This is a genomic window from Novipirellula rosea, from assembly GCF_039541335.1.
In the GTDB taxonomy this organism is placed as follows: domain Bacteria; phylum Planctomycetota; class Planctomycetia; order Pirellulales; family Pirellulaceae; genus Novipirellula; species Novipirellula rosea.
The window spans coordinates 46,465-66,222 of the sequence record NZ_BAABGA010000082.1 but is presented as its reverse complement, the minus strand read 5'-3'; the positions used below and the strand labels follow the sequence as shown (position 1 = coordinate 66,222).

Sequence of the window (19,758 nt, the reverse complement as noted above, 5' to 3'; positions counted from 1 at the left end):
ACAGGAAGGAACGGAGCAGCTGCGGTGGGCTGCGGGTTGCAGGGATTCCGTTTGATTTCCTTATTCCCATTCAATCGTCGCTGGCGGTTTGCTGCTGATGTCGTAACAGACGCGGTTGATCCCCGCGACTTCGTTGATGATCCGCGTGCTCATGCGGGCCAACAAGTCGTAGGGCAAATGGCTCCAGTCGGCAGTCATGAAGTCATCGGTTTTGACGCTGCGGATCGCGATCGCATTGTCGTAGGTTCGTGCATCGCCCATCACGCCAACGCTTTGCACCGGCAACAGCACGGCAAACGATTGGCTGGTTTCGCGATACAGTCCCGCGTTGACGATTTCCTCGACGACGATCGAATCGGCTTCGCGAAGGACTTTCAATTTTTCGCGAGTGACTTCGCCAAGGCAACGCACGGCCAAGCCCGGTCCGGGGAATGGGTGTCGCCACACCAACGATTCGGGCAGCCCCAGTTCGAGTCCCAGGCGGCGGACTTCGTCCTTGAACAGATCTCGCAGTGGTTCGATCAATTCAAAGCCAAGTTCCTCGGGAAGTCCGCCCACGTTGTGGTGCAGTTTGATCGTCGCGGCAGGCCCGTCGGGATCCGCACCGCTTTCGATCACATCGGGATACAGCGTGCCTTGGGCCAAAAAGTGAGCGTCCTTGATTTTGGTCGCTTCCTCTTTAAAACAATCGATAAAGGCGTAGCCAATTCGTCGACGTTTTTCCTGCGGTTCGCTGATCCCTTCGAGGGTCGACATGAATCGCTCTTCGGCATCAACGACATGCAGGTCGGTTTTAAAGTGGTCGCCGAATTCGCGGATCACCAACGCTTGTTCGTCTTTGCGGAGCAAACCGTTGTCGATCAAGATACACGAGAGTTGCGGTCCGATCGCCTTGTACAGCAGGGCCGCAACGACCGACGAATCGACTCCGCCGCTGAGTCCACAAATCACGCGTCGGTCGCCGACGAGTTCACGGACGTGTTCGATGGCCGCTTGGGCGAAATCGCCAAGTTGCCACGTGCCTTCGCAACCACACACGTCGATGACAAAGTTCTTGAGGATCTGGCCGCCTTGCGGCGTGTGTGTGACTTCGGGATGGAACTGCATCCCATAGATCGGCAGCGTGCGATGCGCGATCGCCGCATACGGGCAGGTGCTGGTTTGAGCGAGCGGTTCGAAGACTTCCGAGATCGAGGAAACCTGGTCCCCGTGGCTCATCCAGACTTCGATTTCGCCCTCGAGGTCACGAAACAGTGTTTCGTTATTTTTGATCGTACAGGTGGCCCGGCCGTATTCGCGACTAGGCGTGTTATCGACTTTGCCGCCGAGTGCGGCACAGGCCAATTGCATCCCGTAGCAGATGCCGAGCACGGGGATGCCCAGTTCGAATAGTTTGGGATCGCACTTCGGTGCTCCGTCGACGTAAACGCTCGACGGACCGCCCGACAAGATGATGCCCTTGGGATCGAGTTCGGCGATCCGGTCGGCCGCGATGTCATGCCGCAGAATTTGGCAGTAAACATTTTGTTCCCGCACGCGGCGGGCAATCAATTGGGCGTACTGGGATCCAAAATCGAGCACCACGATCCGCTGGGCGGTCAGGCTATCGGTCGTGTATTCAGATGCAGATAAAGTCGTATCAGCCATTGCAACGTTTGGGTTGTTTCCGCTCGAGGAAGTCGTCTTTGCAAAGAGTCTTTTCGAGCCAGCGGAATGAGTGGTGTCGCAGGAAAGAATCACGAAGTGTAGAAAATGCCACATTGATACCCAAGGGGCCTGCTTGGATCGTTCTGCGATCGAGCGTCATTTCGGATGGCGTTTTTTCAGCGGCGGGACTTTTTTGATAGCGGTATCGTTCGCCAAACTCTCTTTAAACCGATCGCAATGAGAATTTTATTAACCAACGATGACGGCGTTTTCGCTCCAGGGCTTGCCGCACTCGAACAACAACTTCGTCATTTAGGCGAGGTCGTTGTCGTCGCGCCGGCGACCGAACAGAGCGGAGTGGGCCATTCGATCACGTTTTTGTCGCCGCTGACCTGCAAGTCGATCCGCCGCGATGGCCGGCATTGGGCGTGGGCGGTCGACGGGTCGCCCGCGGATTGTGTGAAGTTGGCGATCGCCGAGCTGTTCAAGGACAATCCAGTCGATTTAGTCGTCAGCGGGATCAATAACGGGCTCAATGCGGGGGTGAACGTGCTGTACAGCGGGACCGTGGCCGCAGCGATCGAGGGAGCCTTTTTCGGGGTAACCAGCGTCGCTGTGTCGCTGGAATATGATCCGGACGCCGATTTTCAGGCGGCTGCCGTGATCGCACGCGACGTTGTTGGTGGGTTGGTGAAACGTTCGGAAGCCAAAGGGAAGCTTTTTAATCTGAATATTCCCACCGCCGCAACACTCTCGCCCCCCCATTTGTCGATCGTCCCCATGGGGCTGGCTCAATACGGCCGAACTTACGAAAAACGCCAAGATCCGGGGGGGCGTGACTACTACTGGGCCCTGTGGTCTGAACCCGAGCAACCGCCCGCTGAACACTTTGATGTGACCGCGTTACGCAACGGTAACGTGACTCTCACCCCCCTACAGTTCGATCTTACCGTTCAGCCACTGCTCGAATCGATGGGGGATTGGGGGCTCGAGCTCTGACGGACCCTTTTGGGGTTCGCCCCTGGCGGCTAATATTTGCGGAACTGATACCATTTCGCTGTGGTAGCGATATAAGTTCCGCAGCCCCTATTAAAATCGCCATTCCCACGAATCGAATCGCGGGATTATTTATTCCACCCCTCTTCCAGAGAGCGACTGTACCGATGAGCGTAGCCACCACGAACATTCAAACTCTAGCCATCGATACCATCCGGGCCCTTAGCATGGATGCTGTGCAGACAGCAAACAGTGGGCACCCAGGCACCCCGATGGCATTGGCGCCGGTGGCTTACCAAGTCTTTAACAAGACGATGAATTACGATCCCGCCCGGCCGCATTGGCCCAACCGTGATCGTTTCGTGCTGTCGTGTGGCCACGCATCGATGCTGCTTTACAGCACGCTGCACTTGGCGGGCGTCAAAGCGGTCGACAAATCCGGCAAGGTTCTCGATGAGCTTTCGATCAAGCTCGAAGATATCAAGAATTTCCGTCAAATCGGCAGCGTTTGTGCCGGGCACCCTGAGTTCGCCGAAGCCGCGGGTATCGAAACGACCACAGGACCGCTGGGGGCCGGCGTCAGCAACTCGGTCGGGATGGCGATGGCCGAAAAATGGCTCGCGGCGAACTACAACACGGCCGACGAAGTGCTGTTTGACTACAACACCTACGCCCTCTGCAGTGACGGTGACTTGATGGAAGGGGTTGCCTGCGAAGCCGCTTCGGTCGCCGGACACCTGAAACTCGACAACCTGTGCTGGTTGTACGATGACAATCACATCACGATCGAAGGCGACACCGATCTCTCGTTCAGCGAAGATGTCGCGACCCGCTTCGAAGGTTTGGGATGGAATGTGCTACGCGTCGACGATGCCAACGATACCAAGGCGTTGGCCGCAGCATTAGAGAAATTCCACGCCTGCAAAGACAAACCGACGCTGATTATCGTTCGCAGTGTGATCGGTTGGGGAGCCCCGAATAAGCAAAACACTCACGGGGCTCACGGTGCACCCCTTGGATGGGACGAAGTCGCGCTGGCGAAAAAGGCCTACGGTTTGCCAAGTGACGAGAAGTTCTATGTGCCAGAAGGCGTTCGCGAAGACTTTGCTAGCAATGTCGGAGCACGCGGCAGTGAAGCGGCCAAGGCTTGGGACGCCGTGTGGGCGAAGTACCAAAAATCGAATCCTGAAAAGGCAGCAGAGCTCGAAGCGATGTTTGCTGGCAAATTGCCCGAGGGCTGGGACAAGGACATTCCGGTATTTGAAGCGAGCGAAAAAGGGGACGCGACCCGCAACAGCAGCGGAAAGGTGCTCAACGCGATCGCCAAGAATATTCCTTTCATGATCGGCGGTTCCGCTGACTTGGCCCCAAGTAACAAGAGCGATCTGACGTTCGAGGGTGCGGGCGATTTTCTGCCCGGTCAATACAAGGGCCGCAACCTGCATTTCGGTATTCGCGAGCACGCGATGTCGGGAATCGTCAACGGTTTGTCGCTCTCCGGGTTGCGAAGCTACGGTGCGACCTTCTTCGTCTTCAGTGATTACATGCGTGGTGGACTGCGTTTGAGCAGCATCATGCATCAACCGGTGATCTACATTCTGACGCACGATTCGATCGGCGTTGGCGAAGACGGTCCTACGCATCAACCGATCGAGCATTTGACTGCATGCCGTGCCATCCCGGGAATGAACGTGTTCCGTCCCGGCGATGCGAACGAGGTGGCCGAGTGTTATCGAGCGGCGATGAAGATCAGTGATCACCCCTCGATGTTCGTGCTGTCGCGTCAAAACATGCCTACCTTGGATCGCACCAAGTATGCGTCGGCCAGCGGATGCAGTCGCGGTGGCTATGTTTTGAGTGATTGCGAAGGAACGCCAGACGTGATCCTGATGGGCAGCGGCAGCGAATTGTACATGGCGGTCGATGCCGCCACGGAACTGACCGCGGCCGGCAAGAAGGTGCGTGTCGTCAGCATGCCATGTATGGATATCTTCGCGGCACAGGACCAAGCGTACATTGATAGCGTCCTGCCTCCCGAAGTGACCAACCGAGTCGCAATTGAGGCGGGAATCCGCATGTGTTGGGATCGCTGGATCGGCAGCAACGGCAAATTCGTGGGAATGAGCGGTTTTGGGGCCAGTGGGCCGTTTGACGCCGTTTATGAGCACTTCGGTATCAACACCGCTGCGATGGTGGCGGCCGCCAAGGCGTAAGCTTCCGGCTGTTGCGGGGCAGACCGAGTTGGAGCGAGTGGTTTTTGATTAGGCGTATGTCTACGATGTCTCGTTGGCGGTTCCTTGGTGGGGCCGCCGATCGAAGTCCATCGCAATCGCAGAACGAAGGTTTGTTAGATGTGCCGTTTGCTCCCTCAATACGGGTGCGGGTCCCTGCATCGGGTCGTTCTAGGGCTGCTGTGCCTGGGCGCGTTTGATGGATCGCTGCTGAGAGCCGATTGGCCTCAGTGGCGAGGAGCCGACCGTGATGGTTACGCCGAATCCGGCAGCTTGATTCGCGATTTGCCCGCCGCAGGGCTGCCATCGGTTTGGGTATTTGCCGACTTCGAAGGAGGCAATTCGGGCGGATGGAGTTCGCCGGTCATTGCGGGCGGTAAGGTTTATGCCTACGCCCACACCAAGAGCAAAAAAGGGGATGCCACGCTGGGGCAAGCACAATTTCCTTGGTTGCCGCCTGAAAAACGCACGGGAATGACCGATGCGGAATACGAAGAGTACGAGGTCCGGCGTCGTGACGAGAATGAGGCTCGTGCAAAGGCGTTTTCCTTTGAGCAGCGAGTAATTTGTCTTGATTTAAAATCGGGCAAAACGCTTTGGGACAAGCGAACACCGGTGGTTTACACGCGTTTTGTTCAATCCGGAACGCCGTGTGTCGCCGAGGGAAAGTTGTTTGTGTTGGGGCCCGAGCGAACGGCATATTGCTATGACGCGGAAACCGGCAACGTGATTTGGACCCAGCGGTTGCCGGGCGAATTTCGTGATGAGTTCTTTGCCAGTTCGTTTGTCGTGCATGCGGACGTGGCGATGGTGGCTTGCGGAGCCCTGGTCGCGTTGGATGCGGCAGACGGGCGGTTGCTTTGGCAGGGGCAAGCGCCGCTGGATTACGCATCGCATAGCAGTCCGGTGATTTGGCAGTTGGAAAATCAGCCAAGTCGTGCGGACGTCGTGATTGCCAACACCAAGGGGGGACGAACCGAAGCCTATCGAATTGCAGATGGCACCTTGTTGTGGGATCTGGAGTCGGGGGCCGGGCAATCAACGCCGATCGTTACCGCCGACCTGCTGTTGACCTACGGTTCGTCGCGGAAGAACGGCTTGAGTGCCTATCGTTTGGACGCCAAGACGCCCGAGGTCGCACCCGAATTGGCGTGGCGGTTTCGCGGGGCAGCGGACTCTGGATCGACGCCGGCTGTGTACAGGGATTCAGTCTTTGTGCAAGGCGAAAAGCGGTTGGCAAAAGTCAGCTTGGCGGATGGCGATACCCTTTGGCAGACCACCTTGTCGATTTCCAATCCACGCTACACCTCCTTGGTCGTTGCCGGCGATCTACTCTACTTTGGTTGGGATGGCCTGCTGTGTGTGGATGCGGCAAGCGATCGTTATCGCGTGCTTTTTGATGCGGAGATTGATTCCGAAGGACGCCTAATCAAGAGTGACGACTTAAGAAACAAGCTGAAACTTGACGAGATAGAGGGCGGCGAGGCGGAAAAGGTTTGGCAAAAAATGCTGTCCTTTGGCCCCTTGGCGTGTTCGACGCCCGCAATCAGCGATGGCGTCATTCTTGTTCGCCGTCGTGATTCTCTGGTCTGTTATCGTCTCAGTTCGGGGGGCTAGCCGAGGTAGAGCTATCTGGTGGGTGTCTCGGAGGGGGTAATCGAGGGAATATCGGATCGCCGCATGACGCGATATGTTTTGCGGATCAATTCGAAAAGGACAGCATTGAGCGTTTGTTTCTCTTCATCTTTGGGGGATTGGTTTTCCTAACTTGTTGGTAAGCGGGACTTTTTTTAACTGTACAAATCGAGCGGGTGTCCGTTAGTTACTTTAGGGGGCGCTCGTCTTGGTAAAAACAAGGATGGACAACACTTTATGCAAGCGACAACACGATTCGAGCCGAATCCCACGGTGACTCTTCATGGGTCGGCTCATGGTAATACTGATAAAGAGTTGGTGCGTCGCTACGATGACCTTACTCGTGCGCCGAAGGTCAGTTGGACGGGGCATCATCATCTGCTTCGTCTGCTCGGCCAGGGCGGTCAGGGCGAGGTTTATCTGACCGAGTACCGTGGAACGGACGGATTTACCGTTCCGGTGGCGATGAAGGTCTTTTCGCCGGAACGTTACACCGATGCGCGTGCCTACGAAGAATCGATGGCGCGGGTTGCATCGGTGGCGGCTCGTGTGGCTTTGATCCAGCACGATAATTTGCTCGATGTGCAAAATTTCTTCGAGCGTGACCGTATCCGCATCATGATGATGGAGTGGGTCGATGGCTACGATTTACGGCAATTGGTTTCGCCTAGCTGTTTAGAATTGTTGCACAATCGTGTCAGCCAGCGGCGTTGGGATTACATCAACGAAGTGATCTTGACCGACGGTATGGAGCAGTCGCGATTCAAGGCGGGCGTGGCCGTCGCGATCGTGCGTGAATGTTTAGCCGCCCTCGCCGCCCTGCATCGCGAAAATATCGTGCATGGGGATGTTAAACCAGCGAACATCATGCTGAAGCGATCGGGGCACACCAAGTTGATCGACATGGGGTCCGCGTTCGATTTCACTAATCCGCCGCGGGATCGCGAGTGTACTCCGGTGTACGCGGCGCCCGAAGTCCTCGAGAATAACGAGGCGACGCCGCGGAGTGACTTGGCGAGCGTGGGTTATGTTTTGATCGAATTGTTAAGTGGCATGAATCCGTTTGAAGGGTTCGAAAGTTTGAGGCAATTGTTGCAAGCCAAGCGAGAGTTACCGGCTCGGTTGCACCAGATTTTGCCCGGCGATGTGCTGCGAAACGAATTGCTGATGAACTTTTTGTTGGGGCTGATCGCACCGGATCCGAATCGTCGCTTTCCCAGCGCCGAAGCGGCCGAGCATGTCGAGCAAGGGGCCGCGGCATTTCATCGTCAATTGATCCGCAGTGATATGGCGACCGAGTACGACAATGACATTCGCGTCTGGCTCGAAGAGCTCAGGCAACTCGAAGAATTTGAGTGATAGTTTAGGATGGATCAGCAGCATCTCGAAGTCGCCGTGGCTGCGGCGAAAGCTGGCGCGGTCGAATTAATGGCACGCCGTGACGACCGAGTGGTTCGTGAAAAAGCACCCAAGGATTTAGTGACGGATGCAGATCTCGCATCGCAGAAAGCCGTTCGCAAAATCTTGATGGAGGCTTTTTCGGGATATGCCTTTGTGGGCGAAGAGGACGGCGAAAACGAGCCTCCCGACGCGGTTCGTCTTGGTCAACATGACGCGCCGCCTTGTTGGGTTGTCGATCCGCTCGATGGTACCGTGAACTATGTCCATCGGTTGCAAAGTTTTGCGGTCTCGATCGGGTTGTATGCCGCTGGAAAAATGCGGCTCGGCGTCATTTATGATCCCGTGTGTGACGAGATGTTTACCGCGGTCGATGGCGGCGGAGCGTTTGTCAACGGTCGCTCCATGCATGTCAGTGGTCAACAAGATCTTCACGACAGCATGATGGCGTGCAGTTTTCCTGCGGGCGTGAAGGGGGATTCACCCGATGTGGCCCGTTTCGTTCGCGTGCTGGAGAAAACTCGCGCACTGCGTCGACTCGGTTCCTGTGCGTTGAATCTGTGTTACGTCGCCGATGGCCGGCTCGATGGCTATTGGGCCACCTGTGTGCACTCGTGGGATGCCGCTGCAGGAATCGTCATTGCTCGTGAATCCGGAGCTTCAGTGACCGCTTATGACGGATCTGAATTCGACGATTGGAAGCCGCGATTTTGTGTGTCGAGTTCGCCAGAATTGCAGCGTTCGCTAATCGAATTGTTGGCGTAACGTTTTGTCCGAGCGGCCAGCTTTCGGCTGTTACTGTAGATACCTCTCCGGAAATGGGGCTGGCGCCCAAGCGGCTAGCGTGGCTTTTCGATTTTGACGATCTCGGCGTCAAAGACCTCGACGATCGATTTCACCATCGCGTTGGCTTCGATCTCTTTCATGCGTAACATTCGCGCTTTGCCCGGCTCGACCGGCGCCGCTTTGGCTTGCACCGGTTTCGGAGCCGCCAATTGCAGTTCGAGGGTGATGTCACGCCCCGCCAATTTTGCCACTGCGGAATTGAGCGGTGTCTTATGTTGGGGGCTTTCGCAGCGGCTGTACGCAAGCTTGGACTCGCCGGGGAAGACGAGCCGCAGTTTGCCCTCTTCGGCAACCACTCGCTGCACCGCACGCGCCAGCGTTTCGGTCATCGGTTCGACCGTCGATATCGCTTCTTGCCAGATGCGTTCGGCGTTGGCTTGATTCCAGACCACGGCGGTCGCAGGTGCCGTCGGCGTCGGTGTTTCGCTGCTTTCCGCCGGCGGGTTGGGCTGGCTTGCCGAGCTCGCGTGGCTGGCTGTGGTGGACGGGGCTGCCTGTTCTTGAGTGGCGGCGACCGGCGTCGCTGTGGGGGCTGTCGCCGTTGCGGGCGCAGGACGCGAGGGGGCGGTGTCGGCAGTGCGTGCAGGCGGAGCCGCGTTAGCTACTATGTTTTTTTTTTCGCCCGCCGAGCCGCGATGAGTTGGCGATGCCGCAATCGAATCGGCAGCGGCAGCCAAGTCGGCGATCTGCTGAAGGTCAGGCAGGTTGCAGATTTGGATCGCGGTGGCTTCAAGCAAAACGCGGGCATAGACGCTGTGGCGAATTCGCACCAGCGTTTGGTCGACGAGTCCAACCACCGCCAATACGGTTTGCAGTCCCCAGCGTTCGCCGAGCTCTTTGAGTTCGTCGTAGAGGGCCGTCGAGGTGTGTCGCATCAGGGTGGCGTCACAGCCGACAGCAACGGCCATCAAATCGCGGAAATAAGCGAGCAGTTGCTCGGCCAAGCGACCTGCGTCGACCCCCGCGTCGATCCCCGCATCGAGTTGCCGGATTACCTCGGCGGCATCCCGCTCGGCCATCGCTTTGGCGAGTGCGTGCAGTCGCTCGTCGTCAGCGGTGCCAAGCATCGCGTGCACTTGTTCGGCAGTCAGATTGCCATCGCTAAAGCTAAGGACTTGTTCGAGCAGCGATTGGCTGTCTCGCATCGAACCGGCTGCGCGTCGAGCGATCAGTTCGAGCGCTTTATCGTCTGCTTCCGCGTTTTCGGCGTGCACGATTTCGCGAAGGCGATTGACGATCTTGGGGACTTCGACCGGCGCGAAATCAAACCGTTGGCAACGGCTGAGCACCGTGATGGGAAGTTTTTCGGGGTCGGTCGTGCAAAAGATAAACTTCACATGCTCGGGCGGTTCCTCAAGCGTTTTCAGCAGCGCGTTAAAGGCCGCGCCGGTTAACATGTGAACTTCGTCAATGATGTAGATCTTGTACCGCGAGCGGCTCGGGCGTACACCCACGTTCGCTCGCAGCGAGCGAATCTCGTCAATCCCGCGATTACTGGCACCGTCGATTTCGATCACATCGACGTCTTCGCCCGAGTCAATCGCTTGCGCCACATCGGTGCTGTTGTCCGGCGTGGCGGTGGGGCCTGACGGATCATTGAGTGCTTTGGCGAAAATTCGAGCCGTGGACGTCTTGCCGACTCCGCGGGCACCGGTGAACAGATAGGCGTGTCCGACGCGGTTGGTGTCGATCGCATTTTTTAACGCGCGGCCGACGTGGTCTTGGCCCACCAGTTGGTCAAAGGCGCGAGGGCGATAACGCCGCGCGACCACCACATACGAGTCTTGGGGGGAGGCGTTCTGCTGACCGGAAGACTCAGACATGGTGCGGGGCAAAAGCGTTCGCGTAATGAGTTTTCAACGCGTCGCGAGCAAGCGTCTTGCGTTTGTTAGTGTGCCAAACGTTTCAAGAGCGGAACGCGTTGAGGTGAAACGTTATGTCCGAAAGAGGCGACCCTCACACAGAGCTACACCGCTTATGGCTGCTCCAGTTAAGGCCTGACCAGGTTCACGATTCACAATCGCAAGGGTCGCCACTTTCGGACACAATTCGTTTCACCGAGGACGCGTGATTCTGACAGAAAAACGGTCGGTTGGGAACCGTCCCTCAGGAAAAGTGCTGAGTTCGTTTTTCGAGTCGAGAACGAGACGGGTCGAGGGCGAGGGCGATGAGGCCCCGTTTGTTGTTCGCGGCGTTTCGTTCACGGCAAAAAGGACGCTGGTTGCCGCGTCCATGTCGCATGGCCCTAAGGCTTTCTAGGGCCCTAGGGATTTCTAGGTTGTCGCACAGCAGTAGCCTCGAAGAGCCTGCCGCATGCCTCAAGCCGCTGCACGGCAAGACCGCTGCAAACAATGGCCGCTGCAAACAATGGCCGCTGCAAACGCGGCGGCCGGTGCTGTCTCAGCGACGGTCTTACTTTTGGGCTCGACTCATTAGCGGCGTTTGCCGCCACGTCCTCGGCCACCACCGCCGCCACGAGCGGGCGTCTTTTTGTGGTTTTCCACATTGGCATCCACCAGGATGCTGACCGTTTCAAGCCATGTCGGAGCACTGGGGCGATCCGCGGATCCAGTCGCCGCAGACTCGTTTCGCCGACCCCGGCCACGCGAACGTGATGGGGCGTCCGACGAGCTGTCTGAATCTGCAGAGTCTCGTCCCTTGGAATCGCGGTTTCCACGTGATCCACGGCCCGATTGTGAACGCGATTTTTCGCGACGAATCGCTTCCGCTTCATCGTCGTCTTCAAGATCGTCGACGAACGAGGGGAGTTCGCCGAAGGTGTCCGCAGCGTCATCGCTGTCGACATCTTTTACTTCGTCTTCGCTGCGACTGGACTCATCGCGATTGCGTCCACGCCGTCCGCCACGGCGGCCTCGACGTCGCGAGCGAGGTCGGGGGGCATCTTCGTCACGATCCGCAGCGGCGTCACCTGACTTGGGCGAGGTGTCTTCGCTGTCCTGGTCGTCAATCAGCAGTTCATCATCGTCGATGTCGTCAACAAACAGATTGGCACCAAAGCCAATCTCGTCAGTATCGCGGTTTGTATTGCGGCCACGATCCGAGCGTGAGCGATCGGAGCGGTTGCTGGACTCATCCGATACTTTCGCTGCACTTCGTTGGCGGCGGCCACCTTCGCCGGCGGGACCACGCTGTGAATCACGCGAGGAAGAATCACGAGTCGAGGAATCCCGAGAAGAGGAATCGCGCGACGAACGACCTCGGCCTCCGCGATCGCGGCCTCCGCGTTCACGTCCCGAATCGTCACTGCTGTCGGCAGCTTGTCCTGATCGTGATCGGCTGCCTTCGTCGCCACGACGAGGCTGGTCTTCGCGAGCTGCTTGAGATCCTGCTTTGGAAGCGTCGTCGGAGCGGTCGTCGGAGCCTTCGCTACGTTCGAGTTCTTCTTCGGTAATCCGTTGGCGGACGCCTCGGCGGCGACCACGGCGACGCGGCCCACGCTCGCTTCGCTCGGAGTCTTTGTCTTCGAAGGAAGACTTTTTCGAGATGAATTTGCCGCCTGATTCCGCAGTGGTTTCGCTGTCGCGAGCCCGCGATGGACGCTTTGCCGATTCGCTCGATCGCTCTCGGTTTTCGCCAGCGGGCTTTGTTTCGGCAGCCGGTTTTGCGCGACGCGGTGCACCAAAGCTGTCGTCAATGTCGCCGGCGTCGTCGCTCTCGGAGGCATCCAAACCGAGACCGGTGCCAAAACCGCTTCGTTTTGCTGTCGGGGCAGGCTCGAGATCGCGTTCGCGTTTTTCAGATGGGGTGCGTTCGGGACGAGCCTCGGCCTTGGGCTTGGATTCTCGCTCAATTGCAAAATCATCGTCAACGGCCACGCCTAATTGGTTGGCGAGGCTGCCCCAAGCACTGTCCTTGTCGTCGTTTTCAGGTTCGTCAGCCAATCCGGCCGGCTTGGATTTCTCTTGCAAACCGGCAGTCCCGACGGGATTGCGAGGACGATCTTGGAACGATTTTTTGGGGGCCGTTTCCGCCGCACGACTTGGCTCTGCCGCCGGCTTGGCTACCGATTCCGTTTTCTTGGGAGGGCCGAATCCAGGAATTTTTTGGGGTGGAGTGGGCGAACGCAAGGCATCGAGCACGTCTTCCACACTTTTCGGACTATCGCCCGACTTTTCGCTGCTGACAGGGCTCGTGCTGACAGGGCTCGGGGCACTGCGTCGTTGCGGGCCATTCCCCCCATCGGAGTTTTTTTTTGCGTCCGCGTCCGAATCGAGTGAGGAAGCGGGCTTCGATGACTCGGATTTGTTTTTTTCGGATTCCGTAGAAGCGACAGACGGTTTGGGAGAAGACGTTTTCTTTTTTGGGGAATCGCTTGAGCCAGATGTGCCCAGGAGATTGGCAAGAAAGTTCCAGTGATCAGATCTCATGGATAACTGTTTGGGTAGAATTTTGTGTGTTTTGTAGTGTTTTGGTTGGTCGCAGCAGCAGGGTGGAGCGTTGGCAGCTTACGAGAAACTCGTGATAGGAGCTCAGTGGTCGCATCAAACGTGATCCGCGCGAATCCAGCAAAACAATGTGATATCGTCGAATTTTGGATAGCATTCCGGAAGGAATTTGCTTTTGAATTGGAGGTATCGACTAGGCTGACTCAGTGTAGCTTACCGACACAGTCGTACGCATGCGCTATCCGATTCACCCCTATGTATAGCTTGGCGGGATTTTTCTCCCAAGCCCGAAGCTCGAAATATACTGATTAGGACGCCGGAAACTCTGGCAACCAATCCGTGTAATCGCTTCGTTGTCGTTGCCCGTCATGACCCTTCTATCCCCATATTGACGGGTTTTTAACCCCGATTGCTGCGAAAGACTCCGATTTTGTCCCCGCCGCCACGGCGGCTGAATGACGTTCAGTAAAATCAAAGTTGGTCTTGTTTTTGCACCGGCGGGGGAACGGATCCGAGGGTTTCGCACAGGAACGTTGGCTTTTTTCGGGTTGTTTTCCGATCTAGATCAATGGGAACGAAATCTGTCACTCACCCGCAAGACCTCTTTCACCATGATGTTGCGACCAGCCGAATACGCTCTCGCTCGATGGATCTCGTTTGCCGGGATGCTGGGAGTATTGCTTGCATGGGGGGGCGGAACCGATGTTTTCGCTCAAGCTCCGCCCGCTGCGGGGCCAAAACCGGCGGCGGCGGCAAAAGACAATACGCGGTATTGGACCACCTCTTGGAATTTTGATTCCGTCGATGTCAAACGGCTTAATGAACGTCTGGACACATTGGGAGTTGGGGTTCCGATCGAGATGGAGGGGACCGTTTCGGTCAATCTGAACGTCTCGGTCCCGCTCAATGCCCTGACCGACACCAAAAAATATCGACTCGAGGGCCTCGTCCGCTCGCCGCGGTTGAAATTAGAGCAATTGGTGCTCGAAGATTTCCAGACGCATGTTCAGATCGCCGACGGCGTGATGTCGGTCGACAAAATTTCAGGTCGTCTGATCGACGCAGCCGGTCCGCAGCGGTCGCGTCAAGTAAACCGCTCACGTGGTGGTACCGTCAGTGGTTCGGCCACGCTACAGTTGTCGCCGCTCGGTGAAATCGATGCCTCGATCACGACCGAAGCGGTGGCGATCCAGCCGCTGCATGAATTGATTCTGGCCATTCAATCCGTCGGGGATCAACAACCGCTGCATGGTGTGGTGTCGGGCGAGATTCAGTTTCGGGCACCCCTGAGAACGATTCGCGAAATCCGCAGTTGGAATGCGAAGACACAATTGCGAATTGACGCTTTGGCTCGCGGTGATGCGTTGCCGTTAGATATTCCATCGGCATCGATCTCGATCGCCGATGGCGTGTTGATGGCCAATGACTTGCAGATCCGTTCGACCGAGTCGGCGGATCTATCCGCTTCGCTGCAGGGGCGGATCGAACTGGAACGGCAGCAGCGGTTTTCGTTTGCAATTCGCGCGAATGATCTGCCCTTGGATGTGTTGGCGCAGCTTGCCGGAGCAAACGCAAATCGATTCGCCGCAGGCCAAGTTGATCTGGACGCGACCGCGACTGGCGAATTGGCACAGCAGAAATGGACGATGGCCGGGCGTGTGGCATCGCCCCGTTTAAGTATCGCGGGGGTGCAGCTTGGTTTAATCGAACATGCGTTCGAGTTTGATCAGCAGCACTTGAAACTCGAGCCCGCCGGTGCAAGCAGCAGTCCACCGCGCGATGATCTGATCGTGCAAGACGTGCGAGCGAATTACACGTTGCAGGATCGCCGCTGGGTGCTTTCGCAAATTGACGCCCATCTATTTGGTGGCGAGATTTCTGGCGAGGCCTCCGTGGCACTCGATAAACAGGACAGCAGCACATTGAACTTGAATTGGCGAGGACTATCGCCCAATGTGAACGCGCAGCTGTTTTCGCTCGCCGATGTGGTTCTTTCCGCACGTTCCTCGGGCAAGATCGATTGGACACTTCCCGCAGGCGATTGGAGCCGATTGGCGGACCAAAGCGGTGATGTTCAGATTCAACTAGATTCGATCAAGGTGGGCGATGCGGATATCGGACAGATGGATCTCGTGATTTCAAAATCCGACGATGCCCTCAAACTCACTGCCGACGGGAATCTGTTCGGAGGCGATGTCAAAGTGGAAACGCAATCCGACGTGACCGCCGACATGACATGGCAAGATCTGTGGCAACGCCCCTCGCAAATCCGTTTGTCGGTCAATCGCATTCGCATCGATCGGCTTGTCGCGGTGCTGCCTCAGCGATCGTGGTTGGCGCCCCGCTTTCGCCAACTTCGTGGCTTGGTGTCGGCCGAAATTGATTTGGATGGAGCATTGGATTCATCACAGCAGGATGCTCCGCTGCGATCGACCGCGAAAATTCAGCTCGACCATCTGTCGCTTGCGTCAGTGCAAATTACTCATCGTTTGGAAATCGAACTACGCACGCGGGGCAGCAGTGTCGATGTCGATAAGGTGGCAGGAATCTACGCCGGAGGCCGGATCACGGCGCGCGGCCAATGGGACTTGCTGGAGAACGACGGACACATTGATGTCCAGGTCGCCGCGGTGGATGCTTCCCCCTCGATTCGCTTGCTGTCGGATTCCGTTGCTGATTTTGTCGAAGGGAAATTGTCCGGCCAATTTCATGTGTCAGGGGGACGATCGATTCGGGCGCGAGGTGCCGTTCAGGCACACGATGCGGTGGTCGCAGGCATTCCCGTCGGCGACGCCAATAGTGGATTGCTCGCTTCCTACTCGCTCGGCAGCGGCCAATGGGATGCCTCGTTTTCTTCGATTCATGGCGAAGTCGCTCGCGGCCGATTGCGAGGTGTCGCGAAGCTCAAATCGTCCTATCGCCCCAATCGTTTCGATATGACCAGCCAATGGTCGTTTGAGCGTGTTAATTTTGCCAAGTTTATCGCGGACGCAGGGGGCGGAAGCTTTTCGTATGCCAACGGCCAAGTCCGCGGGAAGTTGTCGCTGGGCGGCGAAGCGATTGCCAGTAGCGACGATCTTCGCGGATCCTTTTCCACCGAACTGGATGGCTCGCAAGCCTCGGCGATTCCAGGGCTAAGCGAGGCTCAGCGATTTCTCGGAGCGGTTCCGCTGGCCGGAATCCGAATCGAGGACGGTCGGCTCGATGGAACCATCACCCGTGGCCGCGCCCGGATCGATGAATTTGTCCTCAGTAGCCCCCAACTCAAGGTCTGGGCCGATGGCTACGTGCAGTTAGATAATCTGCGAATGGATGTCGAGGCGGTGATCTCGACCGGCAATTTCCAGACCAGCCAATTGATGGAAGTCTATTTGCAAATCGCCTCGTTTACCTCGCTTTCGCCGGTCGCCCTTTTTATTCGCATCAATCAACTGCTCAGCAACCGCACCATTTATGTCGACGTTGCGGGCACTCTTTACGACCCCAAATTGAGGTTGCGGCCGCTCGCGACGCTGCGTGACGAAGTAGCCCGTTACATCGTCAGCGAGGTGTTGGGGCTGAATTGTGCCGTCTTTGGCTCGGAAAACCCGTTCCAAGGCCAGAATTAGCCATCCCCAAGCCATCCACGTTGGCACGCGAAACGTGTCGCTACGAAAGTCGATGGCTTTAATCGGAAACCACAAGGCCATCACCGCTGGGGCCAGCACCGCTGGGGCATTGCACGCGAAATCTGTGAAACCTTAGCGTTTACGTAGAAATTCACGAGCATCTCAATTGCATCGGCGATGCCCCTCTTGTTAGGACGATAAAACCGACTGGACCAATAAAGTCGATTTTAATCTTGCCCCGGGGCCTACCCACCATGTTCCGAACACTCCTCGTTGCCGTTCTGCTAATGCCGTTGGCTGGTTGCAGCGCTTTGGGACTTTCGCTGTTTCCCACCGGGCACTATCTGACCAAGCAAACCGAAGAGGTTTTGAAGCGGTCACCCAGTCCGGCAAAATTGCCGCGAGAACTCAATCGAACCGTGGTCGAAGCTCATTACCTCGAACCCGGTGACGTGTTGCTGATCGAAACCGTGAAACTCGACAGTGATGTACGATTGCCGGCGGATCAGCGGGTGATGACCGATGGCAGCATCGATCTCGGGGGCTATGGCCGCGTCGTCGTGGCCGGATTGACGCTCGAAGACGCCGAAGCCCTCGTGGAACAGACACTGGTCGAAGAAGGCGAAGAGGAAACCAAGATCAATATCCGTCTGCTCGAAGCGATGCACCGGTTCTATGTGCTCGGCGAAGTCAATTCGCCAGGCAGCTATCCGCTGACCGGCTACGAAACGGTGCTGGATGGCATTTTGGCGGCGGGCGGTTTGACCAGCGATGCAGCTCCTTGCAAACTTTTGCTCGCGCGGCCGACCTCATCCCATTCCTGCCGTGTGACGCTGCCGGTTTGCTATCGAGAAATCACTCAAATGGGCGACACCGCGACCAATTACCAATTGCAGCCAGGTGACCGGATCTATGTCGCCAGCCGTACCTTTTTTGAAGAGTTGATGTTTTGGCAGGCTACGCAAACCTGTGATCGCTGCTGCAAGTGCCAAACGCCTTGCCCCCATCCCGAAACGATCAGCACGATCGCTCCGGTGACCCCGGGCTTGATCGGTGTCCCGATGGCGCGGCAACCGTTCGGTAAAGAAGTCATGTTGTCGCCCGAATCGTGGCAAAATCAATCCTTCCCTTCGGATTCAGAACCCAAGTCGCTTTCGGACCTCGAGCCCTCCTCGTCGTTTCGTTCGGACATCCAGATGCTTCCCTCGCCCCCCGGGGTGCCCACTCCGGCGGCGAGCGACGATGTGTCCGAGACGCTTGAATCGAGTCGCATTTTTGTTCCCCGACCGTCGCAGCCGTCTGCAACGTCCGAAACAAGTCCATCGTTGGATGGTCAATTGGACTTTTCCGAACCGATGACGCTGCCCCGTAACTAACCCCAACGGCTGGACGCACAATTCTCTTTGCTAGCATTTTTGCTCGAAAATTGCTCACGAAATTTTCGCGAAGACGTTTGCTTTGCGTCGCGGGATTGCCTAATATCTCGACCCAGAATCAAGGGGCTTCGTTTGTGTATCGCAAACGGCAAACTCTGCGATTGGGTGTGGACGCATTTTGTTGGCAATTTGTTGAAAAAGGGAGTTGAAGACAATGACACGTATTCCATTAAGCCGAGCGGAAGAGGAAGCACGCCTTCGCCGCGAACGATTGGACCTCAGTATTGCGGAGATGGGGCTTTCGGTTCGAACGACTAATTGTTTGGAAGAGACGGGGATTTTGACGGTCCGCGATCTTTTGAATGCCACCCCACGTCGGTTGTTGGGGATTAGCAATTTTGGCGAAAAGACGCTCGAAGAAGTGTATGCCGCACTCGAAGAGCTGGGTTTCTATCGTCCCGGTCGCGAAGTCACTGCGGCGGTTTCGTAGCCACTTATGCCCCGATTCCCAAAGCCATGGAGCAAGAAGCGGGGCAAGCGGCGTTTAGGGCATGCGCTCAGCGGGTTGGCCGGCGAAGCGGTTTTCTATGTTTCGCTGTTTCTGCTGGGCGTATTTGGGATTTCGGTAGTCATGATCGCTCGGTTTGCCCCCGAGCAGGCACTCGAAGGGTCGACTGAGACCCTTTCCAGCTCGCTTAGCTTTTGGGTGTTTGGCATTCTCTCGCTGGCCGCGATCGCCAGTGGTGGTGGCGGATTGCTGATCCGGCTGAGCAGTTTAGGGACTAGCCACGAACGTCGATCGGCTAACGCGAGTCGCAGCGGTACGATCGAAATCATTGGTCCATCTGCGGACGACGACTCGAAATTGCCCAGTGTCCCACAAGGCCGGCTGTTGACCGACAGTCCCGGCGAACGGTTGACCTATCGTTTGGCAATGTCCAACCCAGATGATGGCGGTGTCTTGGGCCCCGCGATGTTGTCGTTGTTGTGGAATACCGTTTGGTTCGTTTTGTTAGCCGTGGTCGTTTCGGGGATTTATTACGACCGCCCCCGTCATATCTTGACATTTTTGCTGTTACCGCTAGGCGGAATTGGGCTTTGGGCATTCCGATCGTTCATCGCCCAAGTGCGACGGATTGCAGGGGTTGGGGCGACGATTGTGGAAATCAGCCATCACCCGTTGGTCCCCGGAGACGATTATCGAGTCTATGTCTGCCAAATGGGACGGTTAAAACTTCGCCGATTAAAAATTTTATTATGTTGCGAGGAAGAGACGTTTTACCGCCAAGGGACGGACGTAAGGGTGGAAAAATACGAAGCGTTTAGCCAAGTAATCTTAAATCAGCGAGACGTTGCGGTTGACCCACAGACCCCTTGGGAACAACAATTAGCCATCGAGCTTCCCGAGAACGTCATGCATTCTTTTGTCGGTTCTCACAATGCAATTCGCTGGAAGATCGTCGTTTCCGGAGAGTCACGCCCTTGGCCATCGTTCTGCCGAAGTTTCCCCGTCATCGTTCATCCACCCGGATTGCCACCGAAACGCAACCCGCGGTAAATGTTTCGTTGTGTCGGGATGATGCGGTTTACGAGGTGGGGGATCAATTGACAGCGC

The 19,758-nt window shown here is 56.8% G+C and carries 12 protein-coding genes and 1 other RNA gene; 9 read left to right on the top strand and 4 right to left on the bottom strand.

Features of this window, described 5'->3' with window-relative positions; genetic code table 11:
- Nucleotides 1–60: 60 nt before the first annotated feature.
- Nucleotides 61–1,647, bottom strand: coding sequence for a glutamine-hydrolyzing GMP synthase (gene guaA / locus ABD971_RS27230; protein WP_339937297.1), 1,587 nt, complete (start codon nucleotides 1,645–1,647; stop codon nucleotides 61–63).
- 237 nt (nucleotides 1,648–1,884) lie between these two features.
- On the opposite strand from guaA, the gene surE reads away from it, so the two are divergent.
- The 5 genes from surE (at nucleotide 1,885) to ABD971_RS27205 (ending at nucleotide 8,672) form a co-directional block, all read left to right on the top strand.
- Complete coding sequence (surE, locus tag ABD971_RS27225; protein ID WP_339937295.1) at nucleotides 1,885–2,646, top strand: 5'/3'-nucleotidase SurE; 762 nt, start codon at nucleotides 1,885–1,887, stop codon at nucleotides 2,644–2,646.
- A gap of 164 nt (nucleotides 2,647–2,810) precedes the next feature.
- Nucleotides 2,811–4,856, top strand: a complete 2,046-nt coding sequence (gene tkt, locus ABD971_RS27220; RefSeq protein WP_339937293.1) for a transketolase — start codon at nucleotides 2,811–2,813, stop codon at nucleotides 4,854–4,856.
- Between the two features lie 138 nt (nucleotides 4,857–4,994).
- Nucleotides 4,995–6,491 carry a PQQ-binding-like beta-propeller repeat protein gene (locus ABD971_RS27215; protein ID WP_345326961.1) on the top strand — a complete coding sequence of 499 codons (1,497 nt, stop codon included), beginning with the start codon at nucleotides 4,995–4,997 and terminating at the stop codon, nucleotides 6,489–6,491.
- A 255-nt stretch (nucleotides 6,492–6,746) separates the two neighbouring features.
- Nucleotides 6,747–7,868: a serine/threonine-protein kinase gene (locus ABD971_RS27210; RefSeq protein WP_339937290.1), complete on the top strand. Its 1,122-nt coding sequence runs from the start codon at nucleotides 6,747–6,749 to the stop codon at nucleotides 7,866–7,868.
- Nucleotides 7,869–7,877: 9 nt separating this feature from the next.
- A complete protein-coding gene (locus tag ABD971_RS27205; RefSeq protein WP_345326960.1) occupies nucleotides 7,878–8,672 on the top strand; it encodes an inositol monophosphatase family protein in 795 nt (264 codons plus the stop codon).
- A gap of 74 nt (nucleotides 8,673–8,746) precedes the next feature.
- On the opposite strand, the gene dnaX is transcribed toward ABD971_RS27205, so the two are convergent.
- The 3 genes from dnaX to ABD971_RS27190 all read right to left on the bottom strand — a co-directional run bounded on the left by dnaX (nucleotide 8,747) and on the right by ABD971_RS27190 (nucleotide 12,862).
- A complete protein-coding gene (dnaX, locus tag ABD971_RS27200; RefSeq protein WP_345326959.1) occupies nucleotides 8,747–10,576 on the bottom strand; it encodes a DNA polymerase III subunit gamma/tau in 1,830 nt (609 codons plus the stop codon).
- A gap of 119 nt (nucleotides 10,577–10,695) precedes the next feature.
- An RNA gene (gene ffs / locus ABD971_RS27195) (signal recognition particle sRNA small type) lies at nucleotides 10,696–10,790 on the bottom strand.
- Nucleotides 10,791–11,185: 395 nt separating this feature from the next.
- Nucleotides 11,186–12,862, bottom strand: coding sequence for a hypothetical protein (locus ABD971_RS27190; protein WP_345326958.1), 1,677 nt, complete (start codon nucleotides 12,860–12,862; stop codon nucleotides 11,186–11,188).
- A gap of 908 nt (nucleotides 12,863–13,770) precedes the next feature.
- On the opposite strand from ABD971_RS27190, the gene ABD971_RS27185 reads away from it, so the two are divergent.
- The 4 genes from ABD971_RS27185 to ABD971_RS27170 all read left to right on the top strand — a co-directional run bounded on the left by ABD971_RS27185 (nucleotide 13,771) and on the right by ABD971_RS27170 (nucleotide 19,701).
- On the top strand, nucleotides 13,771–16,767 hold the full coding sequence (locus ABD971_RS27185) for an AsmA-like C-terminal region-containing protein (protein ID WP_345326957.1): 2,997 nt from the start codon (nucleotides 13,771–13,773) through the stop codon (nucleotides 16,765–16,767).
- A 254-nt stretch (nucleotides 16,768–17,021) separates the two neighbouring features.
- A complete protein-coding gene (locus ABD971_RS27180; protein ID WP_345326956.1) occupies nucleotides 17,022–18,143 on the top strand; it encodes a polysaccharide biosynthesis/export family protein in 1,122 nt (373 codons plus the stop codon).
- 214 nt (nucleotides 18,144–18,357) lie between these two features.
- Nucleotides 18,358–18,633: a DNA-directed RNA polymerase subunit alpha C-terminal domain-containing protein gene (locus ABD971_RS27175; protein WP_339937278.1), complete on the top strand. Its 276-nt coding sequence runs from the start codon at nucleotides 18,358–18,360 to the stop codon at nucleotides 18,631–18,633.
- Between the two features lie 6 nt (nucleotides 18,634–18,639).
- The gene (locus ABD971_RS27170; protein WP_339937276.1) at nucleotides 18,640–19,701 is read left to right on the top strand and encodes a hypothetical protein; all 1,062 of its coding nucleotides are present in this window, start codon (nucleotides 18,640–18,642) and stop codon (nucleotides 19,699–19,701) included.
- The last annotated feature ends 57 nt before the right edge of the window (nucleotides 19,702–19,758 follow it).